The sequence below is a fragment of the Tropicibacter sp. S64 genome (genome assembly GCF_049803835.1).
Lineage (GTDB): Bacteria > Pseudomonadota > Alphaproteobacteria > Rhodobacterales > Rhodobacteraceae > Pacificoceanicola.
Genome location: NZ_JBNAGK010000017.1, coordinates 84,698 through 97,824 on the forward strand (window position 1 = coordinate 84,698; position 13,127 = coordinate 97,824).

Below are 13,127 nucleotides of genomic sequence, written 5' to 3' on the forward strand. Positions count from 1 at the left end.
GCTCAACCCAGTTCGAAGAAACGGCGCCGCTCGTCGATCAGTGTCTTGCCCGTGAAGCGGCTGACCTGGTGCGTGCGGGTTGCGGTGAAGGTTTCGACAAAGCGCGGCGACAGCCACTCGGCCGCGAAGGATGACCCGCGCAGGGCGTCGATGGCGGCGGTCATCCCGCCGGGCAGCGCCGGACCGGCGGCGACGCCGGGGACATAGCCATTGCCACGCGTCGGGTCGGTCGGCTCGGTCTTGTCCCTGATCCCGGCCAGTCCCGCGGCCAGCGTCGCAGCCAGCGCGAGATAGGGGTTCGCGTCCGAGCAGGGCAGGCGGTTCTCGACCCGGAGCAACCGGGGCGCATGGCCGACCACGCGAAAGGCGGTTGTCCGGTTCTCGACACCCCAGGAGAAGGCGGGCGGCGCGAAGGTGCCCTCGGCAAAGCGGCGCCAGCTGTTCACCGTGGGCGCGAAGATCAGCATCATCGCGGGCAGGTTCTTCTGCAATCCGCCGATGAAGTAACGGAAGGTATCGCTGATCTTGCCGGGCGCGTCGCCGTTCCAGAACAGCGGAGTTCCGTCGCGGTCGCTCAGCGAGACGTGGATGTGCGAGGACTGGCTGTCGGCCTCTTCGCTCCAGCGCGGCATGAAACAGACGGTCTGGCCGCGCTGCATCGCCAGCACGCGGATGAAGTTCTTGAACAGCGCGGACTGGTCGGCAGCTTCGAGCGCAGTCGTTGCCGCGACGCAGGCTTCCATGAAGCCACCGCCGATTTCCTCGTGCATCTTGCCCAGACCGATGCCCAGCGGGCCGCACATGTCGGCCACGGCGGCATAGAAATCAGCCTGTGCGGCCTGGTAGATCAGCAGATCGTGGCTTGGGTGCTGGGTCGCCGTGTCTAGCCTGTCGAAACCCTTGGCCGCGAGCGACCGGGGCGTTTCGTCAAACAGCGTGAATTCCAGCTCGAAGCCTACCTTCGGGGTCAGCCCCATGTCCCTGGCCCGGTCCAGCACCCGCCGCAGCAGTGACCGGGGGCAGAAATCCGCCGCCTCGCCGGTGAACTGCGCAAGGTAGAGCGGGCTGTCCTCGTCCCGCTCGAACGGGATGTGGCGCAGACTGGCCGCATCGACGGACAGTTCCGCATCGTGGAAGTCCGCGCTGTCGTCGGTGACGCCGGGCATGTCGAGGATGTCGTCGGTCGGATCGAGGGCGAGCTGCACCGGCGACATGCCGGGCCCCTGTTCCAGCAGCGAGGGGATTTCGGACCCCCGCACCTTTTGCCCCCGCAGCAATCCATTCGTGTCCACGATGGCGATGGTCGCAAAACGACTGTGCGTTTCACTCATGATGTCGGTTCCCTGTTCCTGTCGGCCCATTGTCCGGGCTCGTCGCGTGTCCTTGACGATAGGGCCGCCCGGCCTTTGTGCTTGATATATTCACGCAATGACTTGATATATTTCGTCACATGAGCACAGAAAACACCGATCCCCAGCGCATTCCGTTGATCCAGTCCAAGATCTTGAACGGTATTCTGAACGGAGCGCAGCTGCCGGATGCCACCGTCGACTCGCTGCTCGCATCCGAGGGGCTGCGTCGCGGCGACCTGCGCGAGGCGCAGTCGACTTTGCCTTTCGCCGTGTACCTTCGGCTCTTCGACCGGATTGCGGGGGCGATCGGCCGCGACAGCTTCGGGCTCGAGTTGTCTGCCGCAATGGGGCCGGAACTGGTCGGTGCGGCGGGCTACATCTTCGTCGCGTCGCCTGACCTGAACCACGCCGTGCCGGCGTTGTCCTCCAGCGTCTTCACCATACAGGATGCGACGGCCTTCGAGGTCTCGACCGATCCCTCGGCCCATGTCCGTTATCGCATCACCGACGACGAGATGACGCCGCGGCGCCAGGACGTGGAATTTTCCCTGGGCTATGTCGACCGGCTGGTGCGCATGCTTCTGGGTCCGGCGTATGCGCCCCTCGAGGTCTGGTTCGAACATCCGCGCCGCGATCGGCTGGGGCGGCACGAGGCCGTGTTCCGGTGCCCTGTCTTCTTCGAGCAGGAAATGAACGCGATCTTCTTTCGCGATGAAGACATGATCCGGCGCGGGACGCGTCCCGACCCGAACCTCGTCGCTCTGATGCAACATTATGTGCAGCTTCTCGACAACCGCAGCCACGCGATCACGACATTCTCCGAAGAGGTCCGCCAGATCCTTGCCACGCTGCCGGAGAGCGGTGTCCCCGGCCTGGGCAGCGTGCTGAAGCAACTGGGGATGAGCAGCGCCACCTTGGGCCGGCGGCTGGCGGCGGAAGGCACCTCCTTCCGCGATCTCGCACGGCGGCACCGGATCGACCGGGCCGCGCGGCTGCTCGGTGAAACCCGTCTCAGTATACTGGAGGTGGCCGCCCGCTGCGGATACGCGGAAACGGCCAGCTTTTCGCGCGCCTTTCGCGAGGTGACGGGAACCAGCCCGCGCGCCTACCGGGCCGAGGTGGCCGGACAGGTCGCGCCCTTGCCCCTGCGGCGTTGACCGGCACATTTCATCGAGGCGAAAAAGCCCGGAATTGACAAGGGCAAGGGCCATGGCACGCGGACACACCAGAGCCGGTTGATGATCTGGCGGGGACCGACGATCCGCCGGCCCCAGCGCACTTCTTACTGCGTCAGCTTTGCCGTGATCTGGGCAAACAGCTCTTCATTTTCGGCGTCCCGGCCAACCGGCTCCTGCGTGTAGCTGATCTTGACGATCACGATGTTGTTGGTTGGATCGACGCGGATGAACTGGTGGTGCAGGCCAAGCGCCATGTAGACGTCGCTCGCGGCATCGGTCCACCACTGGTACTGGTAGCCGACCGGCTCGCCCTCGGCGACGGGTTCATAGCCCTCGTCCGGCACCGTCGCCTCGGTCACCCATTCCGCGGGCAAGACCTGCTGGCCGTTGGCCATGCCGCCCTGCAGGAACATCTGACCAAAACGGGCATGGTCGCGAGCCGTGACGGCCAGCCCGGCCCCGAAGAACTCGCGACCGACGTCGTCCGGACCATCCATGATCCAGTACGCATCGCTTGCCGCGCCCATCGGCTGCCAGAGCTTTTCGGACATGTAGTCGGCGCCGGTGCGCCCGGTGACCCGTTCGACGATGCATCCCAGAACGCTGGTGTCGAGCGTGGCATAGTTGAAGACGGCGTCGGGCGCGTTCGGACCCGGCTCGCTTTCGTTCGCTGCATAGTCGCACCAGCGATAGCTGTAGGCGACCAGCGAATTGTCATGGACTTTGGTCAGCTGGGTCTCGCTCCCGAATTCGTAGCGTTCTTCCCAGTTCACGCCGGATCTCATGCGCAGCAGGTCACGCACCGTGGGGCCGTCGTACCCCGACCCTTCCATTTCGGGCAGATACTTCGTGACCTTGTCGTCGAGACTGTCGATCAATCCGTCGTGCAGCGCGAGGCCGATGAGGGTCGAGGTGTAGGACTTGGCCACCGAGAAGGTCAGGAACCGCGTCTCCGGCCCGCTGCCATTCCGGTAGTTTTCATAGACGATCGCGCCATCCTTGAGCACCACGAGCGCATTGGTCCGGGTCCGTTCCAGCGCGCCTTCGAAGTCGAAGGTCTCGCCCAGGATGGTGTACTCGCCCTCGAGCGACATCGGGGCCTCCGGCAGCGCCCAGGTCTTGTCACCGGCGGCAACGCTGCGCGTCGCGAACATCTGATCCATGTGCTGGAACGTCAGGTAGTTGAGGCTCGGCATGAACATGCTTGCCCGCGCGTCGATCATCGTCGGGGTCAGCCAGCGGCCGGGATCGTCGGATTGGGCCAAGGCGGCACCGCTTATGCAGGTCAGCGCCGCTACCGCAGCAAATCCCGCCGCGAAAGTGTTCCGGTTGTACATGTGTTTCTCCTCTCATGTGCCTAGAACGGTTACGACCTCAGCCTGTCCCCATGCCGTGATCACACGGTCCAGCAGGCAGGGAATGGCATCCCGGCCAGTGCTGTCGTATTCGGGTTCGACGGTCGCGCGCCGCAGCGCCTGGACAGACCGGACCCCAAATGCAGGAGCGTGTCGGATCATGGAAAGAAAACCTCCCGAAGCTGGTCGATGGCGCTATTGCTATTGACTGAAAACTTTTAGTCAATAAAATTTTTTATCGAATAAAGAAAGATTCCGCATGGACAGGTCCAAGGCGAGCACCCACGGTCTCTCAGCACAGGACACAGGCAGCGACAGCACGACCGATGGTCTGCGGTCGCGCAAGAAGGCCAGACGCCGGGAGGAGATCCTCGAGCACGCCCGCACGCTCTTTGGCGAAAGGGGCGTGGATGCAACCACCATGGCGGAGATTGCCGAAGCGGCGGGCGTGTCGACTCCGACCGTGTTCAACTATTTCGGCAACAAGGACGGCATCCTGATCGCGATCATCGCCGAAGGCGCACAGAACGCCCGGGAAAACAGCAAGGTTCTTGAACCCCGGACCGATGTACCGTTTCTGACCACGCTGATGACGGTTTTCATGGACGTCTCGGTCGAAACCATGGCCATTGCGAGCAAACGCATCTGGCGCTACGCGAACGCCGCCGCCATGCGGCACCCGACGACAGATCTGGCGACGTCTTTCCGGAATGTCGACGACGCGCTGCTGGACATCATCGAGATCATCCTCGCCCCTTACGAGCTGACCCTGAAAGACGGATCGCATGGCGATCCGCGCGTGATCGCGAACCTGTTCTTCGACGTCTGGATGCAGATGTTCAACCGCTTCCTCACCCGGGCCGAGATGTCGATCGAGACCCACCGCGACGAACTGGAGCACCGTTTCGCACCGTTGTGCGGCATGATCTTCGCACCGGCTTTCCTCGAAACACCCGGTCTCAGGACGCCGGCACCCAATGGAAAGCGCAGCTGATTCCTCACGCGTTCAGGCGCACCGCCATGCGGTTGTCAGACAGCCATCTACGCGATTGAGGATGAATGCGGAGCACAGTCCAGACCGGGTTGCGCCACATCCCCTGTCTTGCTGCACAGGACATGGAGCGGACAAAATCCGCTCTGCGCTGGTCACGGTGATGAACGCGCACAGGCGCGGTCAGACGCCGGGCTCCCTTGCTGCGGGTCGGTTTCGGGCATCGGGCCGGGGGCAGTTCCGCCTTGTCGCTTGCGAACGTGACGAGCACGTTCTCTTTGGCAATCGTGTTGCCCGAGGTAACCCGCACGTCGATGACGAGGACCTCGCTGACCCCGCCGATGTCGGGGCTGTGTACCTCCTTGGTGGCCGTGGTTCCTCAGATCGAGACGCGGCGGAAGTCGGTCAGGCTCCGGCAGACATGTTGCAGGAACCGCGCGGCGGCCACGCCATCGACCACCCGGTGATCCCAGCTGAGGCTGACCGGCTGTATCAGGCGGGGCTGAACGGTGTCCTCGCGCCAGACCGGCCGGATCTCCGCGCGGGTCATGCCGAGGATCGCAACCTGCGGGGCGTTGATGATCGGCGTGAACCCGGTGCCGCCAATGCCGCCAAGCGACGAGATGGTGAAGGTGGCCCCGGACATCGCCGCAGGGCGCAGTTTGCCGGCTCGCGCCTGCGCAGCCAGCGTGCCCATTTCGGCGGCGATTTCGGCGACGCTCTTGCGGTCGGCCTCCTTGACGACCGGCACGACGAGGCCCTCCGGTGTGTCGGCGGCCACGCCGATGTTCCAGTAGCGTTTGAGAACGATCTCATCGCCGTCGAGCGAGCTGTTGAACGTTGGATAGGCCTTCAGGGCAGCGACCACGGCTTTTACCGCGAAGGCCAGCAGGGTGATCCTTGCGTCCTCGGGGCCTGCCTCCTTGTTCAGGAGCTTGCGGAAGTCTTCCAGATCGGTGACGTCCGCCTTGTCGAAGTTGCAGACATGCGGGATCACAAGGGCGTTTCGGGTCAGCGCGGGGCCGGAGATCCGTGCGATCCGGCTCAGTTTCCGGCGCTCCACAGGACCGAATTTCTCGTAGTCTTCCGTCGGCCAGTCGGGAAGACCCATGCCCGGCGAGGCGGTCTGGCGCGGGGCGGTGTCCGACAGGCGGGCCTTGACGAAGGCTTCCACGTCCGCGCGCAGGATGCGCGATTTCGGGCCGGTGCCGGTGACTTCGGTCAAAGGCACGCCCAGCATCCGCGCATAGTGGCGGATCGAAGGCGAGGCGTGGCTCTTGCCAGATGCCGGGGGCGGCGTGACGGGCTTGGCCGGCTCGGCGGCAGGTGTTGTCAGAGGAGCCGGTTGAGGAGGCGGAACGGCCGCCTCAATGGGTTTGTCCTTCGGCGTCGCGGGTTCGCTGGCCTTGCTGTCAGCGGCCTGGACCCGGGCGAGGAGGGTGCCTTCGCGCACCCTGTCACCCTGGCTGACGAGCAGGTCCACGATCTTTCCGGCGCGGGAGCTGGGCACGTCCAGCGTGGCCTAGTCCGATTCCAGCACGATCAGGGTATCGTCGATCTGCACGGTATCCCCCACCGAGACCGGGATCTCGACGATCGGAACATCCTGGAAATCCCCGATATCGGGCACATGGATTTCGATGATGGTGCTCATCCGCTCTCTCCTCTCACAGGTCCCAGGGCGCATCCGTGCCGGGTTCGATCCCGAGGTCCGTCAAGGCCTTGGACATAACCTCGTCGCTGACCTCGCCGCGTTCCGCGAGCGACTTGATCGCGGCAAAGGCGATGTGCTGGCGGTCGACTTCGAAGAAACGGCGCAGCGATTTTCTGTTGGCCGAGCGGCCAAAGCCGTCGGTGCCGAGGATGGTCATGGAGACCGGCAGGTAGGGCGCAATCTGTGCCGGGAAATTGCGCACGTAATCGCTCGCCGCGATCACCGGACGGTCGCCGGGCAGCGTGGCCTCCAGATGGCTGGTGCGCCGATCCTTGGGTTTGGCGAAGCGGTTCTGACGCTCGGCCGCCATCGCGTCGCGGGCCAGCTCCGTGTAAGAGGTCGCGGAGAACACGTCCGAGGCGATGCCGAAGTCCTTTTCGAGGATCTCGGCGGCGGCGATCACTTCCAGAAGGATGGTGCCGGAGCCGACAAGGCGCACGCGCCGATCCGCCTCGGGCAGGGTGGACCGCAGCGTGTAGAGCCCGCGAACGATGGCCTCTTCGACACCGTCCGGCATGGACGGCTGGGCGTAGTTTTCGTTCATCACGGTGAGGTAGAAGAACTCGTCGCGCCTCTCATCGAGCATCCGTTTCATGCCGTGCTCCATGATGACCGCAAGCTCATAGGCAAAGGCCGGATCATAGGCGCGGCAATTCGGGATGGTCGCGGCGACCATGTGGCTGGAGCCGTCCTGATGCTGCAAACCTTCGCCCGACAGCGTCGTGCGCCCGGCGGTCGCGCCCAGCAGGAAGCCCCGCGTGCGCTGATCGGCGGCCGCCCAGATCAGATCGCCCACCCGTTGGAAGCCGAACATGGAATAATAGATGTAGACCGGCAGCAGTTCGGTATCGTGAACGGAATAGGCGGTGCCGGCAGCGGTCCAGGAACTCAGCGCGCCAGCCTCGGTGATGCCCTCTTCGAGAAGCTGACCGTTCGCCGCCTCCTTGTAGTACAACATAGACCCCTTGTCCTCGGGGTCGTACAGCTGCCCCTGCGGCGCGTAGATACCGATCTGGCGGAACAGGTTGTCCATCCCGAAGGTCCGCGCCTCGTCGGCCACGATCGGCACGATCCGGGGACCAAACGCCTTGTCCTTCAGGAGGCTGCTCAGGATGCGCACGGCGGCCATCGTCGTGGACATTGCCTTGCCATCTGCCTCCAGCGCGAAGCCTGCGTATTTCGCGGGCTCGGGGCGGGCCGGGGCGCGAGCGGTCGCATTCCCGGCCCGCGCGGGCAGATAGCCGCCAAACGCAGCGCGCCGCGCCTTGAGATAGCGGATCTCGTCGCTGTCTTCGCCCGGGTTGTAGAATTCCAGCCCCTCGACGGCCTTGTCGGTCAGCGGCAGATCGAAGCGATCGCGGAAGGCCTTCAGTGCGTCGATGTCGAGCTTCTTGGCCTGGTGGGCGGTCATGCGGGATTCGCCCGCGCCGCCCATGCCATACCCTTTTTTGGTCTTGGTCAGAATGACGGTCGGGCGGCCCTTGTGCGCCTTGGCGGCGGCAAACGCGGCATGCAGCTTTTTCAGATCGTGTCCGCCGCGCTTGAGCTTGTGTATTTCGTCATCGCTCATGTGCCGCACAAGGGCGGCGCTTTCGGGGTCGAGATCGAAGAACCTGGCGCGGTTGTAATCGCCCGCCTTGGAGCCGAGATCCTGATAGGCGCCATCGACGGTTTCGGCAAAGCGGCGCAGCAGCACGTGATTGGTGTCGGCGGCGAACAGCGGGTCCCATTCGGAGCCCCAGAGCACCTTGATGACGTTCCAGCCCGCCCCGATGAACAACAACTCGAGCTCCTGGATGATCTGGCCGTTGCCGCGCACCGGGCCGTCGAGACGCTGAAGGTTGCAGTTCACGATAAAGGTCAGGTTGTCGAGAGTCTCCCGCGCGGCGAGAGTCAGCCCGGCGATTGATTCCGGCTCGTCCATCTCGCCGTCGCCGAAGACGCCCCAGACATGGCGCCCCTCGGTGTCCGCCAGACCGCGGGCTTGCAGATAGCGCATGAACCGGGCTTGATAGACGGCACTCAGCGGACCGATCCCCATGGAGCCGGTCGGCACCTGCCAGAAATCCTTCATCAGCCAGGGGTGCGGATAGGAACAGAGGCCAGGCCCTGGAACCTCCTGCCGGTAATTGGCGATGTCCTCCTCGCTCAACCGACCTTCGAGGAAGGCGCGGGCATAGATGCCGGGCGCGGAATGCGGCTGGAAGTAGACCAGATCGCCGCCGAATCCCTCGGACTGCGCGCGGAAGAAATGGTTGAAGCCGACCTCGAAGATCTCGGCAGCCGAGGCGTAAGAGGCGATATGACCGCCCAGTTCGCCATAAGCCCGGTTCGCCCGGACCACCATGGCCAGCGCATTCCAACGAATGATCGAGGTGATCCGCTCTTCAAGCGCCAGATCGCCCGGATAGGCGGGCTGCTGCGCCACGAGAATGGTGTTGCGGTAGGCCGAATAGGGCAGACCGCTGGTCGTCGCCCCGATCAGCCGCGCGTGGTCGAGAACACGGTTCAGGACGAAATTCGCGCGGGCCGGACTGCTGTTTCTGGTCAGGCTGTCGATCGACTCGATCCATTCGGCAGTCTCCGTGGGGTCGATGTCGGCGGTGGAGGCCGGGTGAAAGGGGCGTGCGGTCATGGGTATCTCCTTCGCAGAGACCGTTTCGGCGCGACTGTAGCGATGATGCGATAGCGGATGTTGCCATAATCGTCGCTTCTGGTAGTTTGTTTGGTGATTATCGCTAATCTGGGAAGAAATCGTAGTGATTTCCGCTGCAATCAAACAGAATGTTGATGCCATCGACCGTCGCATACTGGCCGAGCTTCAACGCGATGCGCGCATGTCCATTCAGGACCTGAGCAGCCGGGTCGGCCTGTCCGCCAGCCCCTGTGCACGGCGCGTGCGGAACCTTGAACAAAGCGGCCTCATTCGCGGGTACACGGTGGTCATCGACGAGCCGCTGATGGGGTTTCCGATCAGCGTGTTCGTCTCCGTCAAACTGGATCACCAGATCGACGACCGGCTGCGCAGCTTCGAACTCGCCGTGCGGAAATTCCCCGAGGTGACCGATTGCTGGCTCATGACGGGCGACAGGGATTACCTGTTGCGGATCGCCGTCGCCGATCTGATCGAATTCGAGCATTTCCTGACCGGCAAGCTGACGAAGGTCGACGGCGTCGCCTCTCTCGAATCTTCCATTCCGATCAGGCGGGTAAAGGAAAACTCCGCGCGTCTGGAGTAGTGGACGGGTGGACCTCGATCCGGTCGCCGGGCGGTGCGCCGACCTTTGTGGCCGGCGCACGCCAGTGGATCAGCCTTCGCGGTAGTAGTAGCTGTAGCCGTTCAGCGCCGGCGCACCGCCAAGGTGGGCGTAGAGCACTTTGGACCCTTCCGGGAAGAAGCCTTTGCGCGTGAGGTCGATCATGCCCTGCATGGATTTGCCCTCGTAGACCGGATCGGTCATCATCGCCTCGGTGCGCGCTGCCAGCCGGATGGCTTCGTTGGTTTCATCCGACGGCACCCCATACGCCGGGTAGGCGTAATCGGGGTTGATGACAATTTCCTCGTCGCGCACGGCGCGCCCCAGTCCGACCAGGTCAGCGGTGTTGTCGACGATGCTGCGGACCTGGGCGCGGGTCTGATCCACGGTGCCGGAGGCGTCGATGCCGATAACCGACTCCGCGCGATCCTGCGCGGCAAACCCGACGATCATGCCGGCCTGGGTCGAGCCGGTGACGACGCAGACGACAATGTAGTCGAATTTGAACCCGAGTTCCTTTTCCTGCTCGGCCACTTCTTCGGCAAATCCGATGTAGCCAAGGGCGCCGTACTTGTGCACCGACGCCCCCGCCGGGATCGGGTAGGGCGTACCGCCGGCATCCTTGACCGACTGGATCGCATCTTCCCAGCTTTTGCGGATGCCGATGTCAAAGCCGTCTTCGACCATGCGCGAATCCGCACCCATCAGGCGAGTCATCAGGATGTTGCCGACGCGGTCATAGACGGCGTCATAGTGGGGGACCCATTTTTCCTGGATGACGACGCACTTCATGCCGATCTTCGCAGCCGTCGCAGCCACCATGCGGGTGTGGTTCGACTGGACACCACCGATGGACACAAGCGTATCGGCTCCGGACGCGATCGCATCGGGCACGATGTATTCCAGCTTGCGCAGCTTGTTGCCGCCCATGGCGAGGCCGGAGTTGCAGTCGTCGCGCTTGGCGTAGATCTGCACCTTGCCGCCGAGGGCTTCGGTCAGTCTGGGCAGGTGTTCGATCGGTGTGACACCGTAGGTGAGCGGGTAACGCTCGAACTTTTCAAGTAGCGACATAGGCTGATCTCCATACTGCGAGTTTGGGAAACGATAGACTATCCGAAACGAAAGGTGCTCTCGTTTTTCGCCTGATTTATTTGCGTTTCATGAGTTTGGTCCGTATTTGTAATGCAAACTTGTCTATTGGATGCAAAAAAATGGAAGACTCTTCCACCGCCGATCCCGACCGAATCGATCTCAGGATCCTGCGTGCCCTGCAAAGAGATGGCCGGCTGACCAATGCCGAACTCGCCAGCCGGGTTGGCGTAAGCGCCGCGACCTGCCACCGGCGCACGCAGAGGCTTTTCGAGCTCGGCTACGTCACCGGCGTGCGGGCGACGATCAACCCCTCCGCCGTGGGGCTGGGGGCATTGGTGATGGTCGGGGTCGTGCTGGACCGTTCGACGCCGGAAAGCTTCGCCGCCTTCGAGGGGGCGGTGAACGCCATGAAAGAGGTGCTGGATTGCCAGCTGGTCGCGGGCGATTTCGATTACCTGCTGAAGATCAGGGTGCGGGACATGAGCGACTTCAACAAGCTGCACGGTCAAAAGCTGATCGCGCTGCCCGGCGTCAGACAGACCAGGACGTTCTTTGTCATGCGGGAGGTGAAGGAGAACGGTCCGCTGGCATTCTGAACGGACCGGAACCGTTGGGCCTACGCCGGGCTGAGCGCCCGCGTCAGAGCATCATCGCGGCCATCGAGGATCTCGGCCAGCAACGCGCCGGTGGTGGGGCCAAGGGTGAAGCCCTGATGCCCGTGTCCGAAGTTGAACCACAGACCCCGGTGCCGGGGCGCCCTGCCAACCATGGGCAACATGCGTGGCAGGCAGGGGCGGACGCCGTGCCATTGGCTGTTCGCGACAGGACCTTTCAGGTCGACCAGCCGCCCAGCGGCCTCGGCCCCGTGGGTCAGCTGGGCCAGATTTCGCGGGCTGGACGGGCGGGCGAGATGCGCCCCCGTGGTGATGCGCAACCCGCGTGCCATCGAGGACAGGACAACGCCGTGCTGGTCCAGAACGTAAGGGCGCGTCAGGCTGCCCTGCATCTCGAAATGACCGTGATAGCCGCGCTTCAGGATCATCGGCACCCGGTAGCCCAAAGGCTTCACCAACGCCGGCGACCAGGGGCCAAGCGCGACCACCACATGGTCCGCAGCGTGGGCGGTTTGAGCGCAGCGCACCCGCCAGCCGGTTCGGGCTTCTTCCAGCCTCCCGATGTCACCGGACAGCAACGCACCACCGCGCGAGACGAACAATCGGGCATAGGCCCGCACGAGCGCCGACGGGTCCGTCGCGCTCCAGCTGTCTGCCCAGACCACCGCGCCTGCGGGTGTGGAGGTCAGGGCAGGTTCGGCAACGCGCAGCTCTTGTCCGGTCATCAGGCGCAGATCCAGCCCATGTGCCTCGGCCATGTCCTGCGCGGACTCGCATCTGGCCTCGAACGCGGCGGGATCGTCGAATATCTCGCCCAGCCCGGTGCGGCGGATCAGGACCTCCGCGTCGGCCTCGGCAATCAGTTGGCCGTGGTCCTGTGTGGCCCGGCTGATGATCGCGGCATAATGCGGGATCACCTTGGTCATGCGGCCAGGACTGGAATGCCGGAAGTACGCAAGAAGCGGCAGGGCCGCGCCGGGCAGGGCGCCGGGGCTGAGCCGCAGATCGTTGCTCCGTCCCAGGGCATAGCGGATCAGGGTCGCGAGATCGCGGGGCATGGCATAAGGCGCGCGCGCCTCGGCCTGGATGACCCCGGCGTTGCCATGGCTGGTTTCCTCGCCCGGGCCGCGCCGGTCCAGTACGCGAACCGCGTGGCCCTGCGTCTGCAAGGCCAGCGCGGTCCCGATCCCGACCATGCCAGCGCCAAGGACGAGGACATCCGCCATGGTTATCCGGCTTTCGCGATGACGGTGATTTCGACCTTGGCGTCGATCATCAGCGCGGCGGCCACGGTGGTGCGCACCGGGTAGGGCTCGGGGAACGCCGCCGCATAGACCGAGTTGAACGCCGCGAAATCCGCCGGGTCCGTCAGGTAGCAGGTGGCCGAGACCACATGCGACAGGTCCAGCCCCTCCGCGGCCAGCGTCGCCTTGATATTGGCGATGCAGTTCTCGGTCTGCGCGGTGATACCCTCGGGGATCTTGCGCTCGGCGTCAAAGCCAAGCTCGCCGGAGAGGTAGAGCGTGTCGCCGATGCGGCGGGTCTTGGAAAGGGGGATGTTCATATGTCCGTCT

At 64.1% G+C, this 13,127-nt stretch carries 12 protein-coding genes and 1 pseudogene; 4 read left to right on the forward strand and 9 right to left on the reverse strand.

Annotation, left to right across the window (positions count from 1 at the left end; all coding sequences use genetic code 11):
* Window positions 1-2: 2 nt before the first annotated feature.
* Window positions 3-1,331, reverse strand: coding sequence for a glutamine synthetase family protein (locus ACP159_RS22550; RefSeq protein ID WP_425101985.1), 1,329 nt, complete (start codon window positions 1,329-1,331; stop codon window positions 3-5).
* A 119-nt stretch (window positions 1,332-1,450) separates the two neighbouring features.
* Between ACP159_RS22550 and ACP159_RS22555 the strand changes: the two genes are divergently transcribed.
* Window positions 1,451-2,509 (forward strand): AraC family transcriptional regulator, encoded by a 1,059-nt coding sequence (locus tag ACP159_RS22555; RefSeq protein ID WP_425101986.1) that lies wholly within the window; start codon window positions 1,451-1,453, stop codon window positions 2,507-2,509.
* 125 nt (window positions 2,510-2,634) lie between these two features.
* On the opposite strand, the gene ACP159_RS22560 is transcribed toward ACP159_RS22555, so the two are convergent.
* Window positions 2,635-3,867 (reverse strand): serine hydrolase domain-containing protein, encoded by a 1,233-nt coding sequence (locus tag ACP159_RS22560; protein ID WP_425101987.1) that lies wholly within the window; start codon window positions 3,865-3,867, stop codon window positions 2,635-2,637.
* 277 nt (window positions 3,868-4,144) lie between these two features.
* Between ACP159_RS22560 and ACP159_RS22565 the strand changes: the two genes are divergently transcribed.
* Window positions 4,145-4,879 carry a TetR/AcrR family transcriptional regulator gene (locus ACP159_RS22565; RefSeq protein ID WP_425101988.1) on the forward strand — a complete coding sequence of 245 codons (735 nt, stop codon included), beginning with the start codon at window positions 4,145-4,147 and terminating at the stop codon, window positions 4,877-4,879.
* Between the two features lie 4 nt (window positions 4,880-4,883).
* Here the strand turns inward: ACP159_RS22565 and ACP159_RS22570 are convergent.
* From ACP159_RS22570 to mdeB, 4 genes and pseudogenes are all read right to left on the reverse strand, one after another.
* Window positions 4,884-5,228: pseudogene (locus ACP159_RS22570) on the reverse strand (hypothetical protein); the annotation flags it as partial.
* Window positions 5,229-5,255: 27 nt separating this feature from the next.
* Entirely contained in the window at window positions 5,256-6,386 is a 1,131-nt protein-coding gene (locus ACP159_RS22575; protein ID WP_425101989.1) for a 2-oxo acid dehydrogenase subunit E2, read from the reverse strand.
* Between the two features lie 12 nt (window positions 6,387-6,398).
* The gene (locus tag ACP159_RS22580) at window positions 6,399-6,530 is read right to left on the reverse strand and encodes a biotin/lipoyl-containing protein (protein ID WP_425101990.1); all 132 of its coding nucleotides are present in this window, start codon (window positions 6,528-6,530) and stop codon (window positions 6,399-6,401) included.
* A 13-nt stretch (window positions 6,531-6,543) separates the two neighbouring features.
* Complete coding sequence (mdeB, locus tag ACP159_RS22585; RefSeq protein WP_425101991.1) at window positions 6,544-9,225, reverse strand: alpha-ketoglutarate dehydrogenase; 2,682 nt, start codon at window positions 9,223-9,225, stop codon at window positions 6,544-6,546.
* A 139-nt stretch (window positions 9,226-9,364) separates the two neighbouring features.
* On the opposite strand from mdeB, the gene ACP159_RS22590 reads away from it, so the two are divergent.
* Window positions 9,365-9,829 carry an Lrp/AsnC family transcriptional regulator gene (locus ACP159_RS22590; protein ID WP_425102011.1) on the forward strand — a complete coding sequence of 155 codons (465 nt, stop codon included), beginning with the start codon at window positions 9,365-9,367 and terminating at the stop codon, window positions 9,827-9,829.
* Between the two features lie 69 nt (window positions 9,830-9,898).
* On the opposite strand, the gene ACP159_RS22595 is transcribed toward ACP159_RS22590, so the two are convergent.
* Window positions 9,899-10,918, reverse strand: coding sequence for a 1-aminocyclopropane-1-carboxylate deaminase (locus ACP159_RS22595; RefSeq protein ID WP_425101992.1), 1,020 nt, complete (start codon window positions 10,916-10,918; stop codon window positions 9,899-9,901).
* Window positions 10,919-11,058: 140 nt separating this feature from the next.
* Between ACP159_RS22595 and ACP159_RS22600 the strand changes: the two genes are divergently transcribed.
* Window positions 11,059-11,535: an Lrp/AsnC family transcriptional regulator gene (locus ACP159_RS22600; RefSeq protein ID WP_425101993.1), complete on the forward strand. Its 477-nt coding sequence runs from the start codon at window positions 11,059-11,061 to the stop codon at window positions 11,533-11,535.
* A gap of 20 nt (window positions 11,536-11,555) precedes the next feature.
* On the opposite strand, the gene ACP159_RS22605 is transcribed toward ACP159_RS22600, so the two are convergent.
* Window positions 11,556-12,779: an NAD(P)/FAD-dependent oxidoreductase gene (locus tag ACP159_RS22605; RefSeq protein WP_425101995.1), complete on the reverse strand. Its 1,224-nt coding sequence runs from the start codon at window positions 12,777-12,779 to the stop codon at window positions 11,556-11,558.
* A 2-nt stretch (window positions 12,780-12,781) separates the two neighbouring features.
* A complete protein-coding gene (locus ACP159_RS22610) occupies window positions 12,782-13,117 on the reverse strand; it encodes a RidA family protein (protein WP_425101996.1) in 336 nt (111 codons plus the stop codon).
* Between the last annotated feature and the right edge of the window lie 10 nt (window positions 13,118-13,127).

What these genes read in the sequence shown, in the direction of transcription:
- ACP159_RS22550 (WP_425101985.1), bottom strand. Translation starts at nt 1,331, where the DNA reads ATGAGTGAAACGCACAGTCGTTTTGCGACCATCGCCATCGTGGACACG.
- ACP159_RS22555 (WP_425101986.1), top strand. Translation starts at nt 1,451, where the DNA reads ATGAGCACAGAAAACACCGATCCCCAGCGCATTCCGTTGATCCAGTCC.
- ACP159_RS22560 (WP_425101987.1), bottom strand. Translation starts at nt 3,867, where the DNA reads ATGTACAACCGGAACACTTTCGCGGCGGGATTTGCTGCGGTAGCGGCG.
- ACP159_RS22565 (WP_425101988.1), top strand. Translation starts at nt 4,145, where the DNA reads ATGGACAGGTCCAAGGCGAGCACCCACGGTCTCTCAGCACAGGACACA.
- ACP159_RS22580 (WP_425101990.1), bottom strand. Translation starts at nt 6,530, where the DNA reads ATGAGCACCATCATCGAAATCCATGTGCCCGATATCGGGGATTTCCAG.
- mdeB (WP_425101991.1), bottom strand. Translation starts at nt 9,225, where the DNA reads ATGACCGCACGCCCCTTTCACCCGGCCTCCACCGCCGACATCGACCCC.
- ACP159_RS22595 (WP_425101992.1), bottom strand. Translation starts at nt 10,918, where the DNA reads ATGTCGCTACTTGAAAAGTTCGAGCGTTACCCGCTCACCTACGGTGTC.
- ACP159_RS22600 (WP_425101993.1), top strand. Translation starts at nt 11,059, where the DNA reads ATGGAAGACTCTTCCACCGCCGATCCCGACCGAATCGATCTCAGGATC.
- ACP159_RS22605 (WP_425101995.1), bottom strand. Translation starts at nt 12,779, where the DNA reads ATGGCGGATGTCCTCGTCCTTGGCGCTGGCATGGTCGGGATCGGGACC.
- ACP159_RS22610 (WP_425101996.1), bottom strand. Translation starts at nt 13,117, where the DNA reads ATGAACATCCCCCTTTCCAAGACCCGCCGCATCGGCGACACGCTCTAC.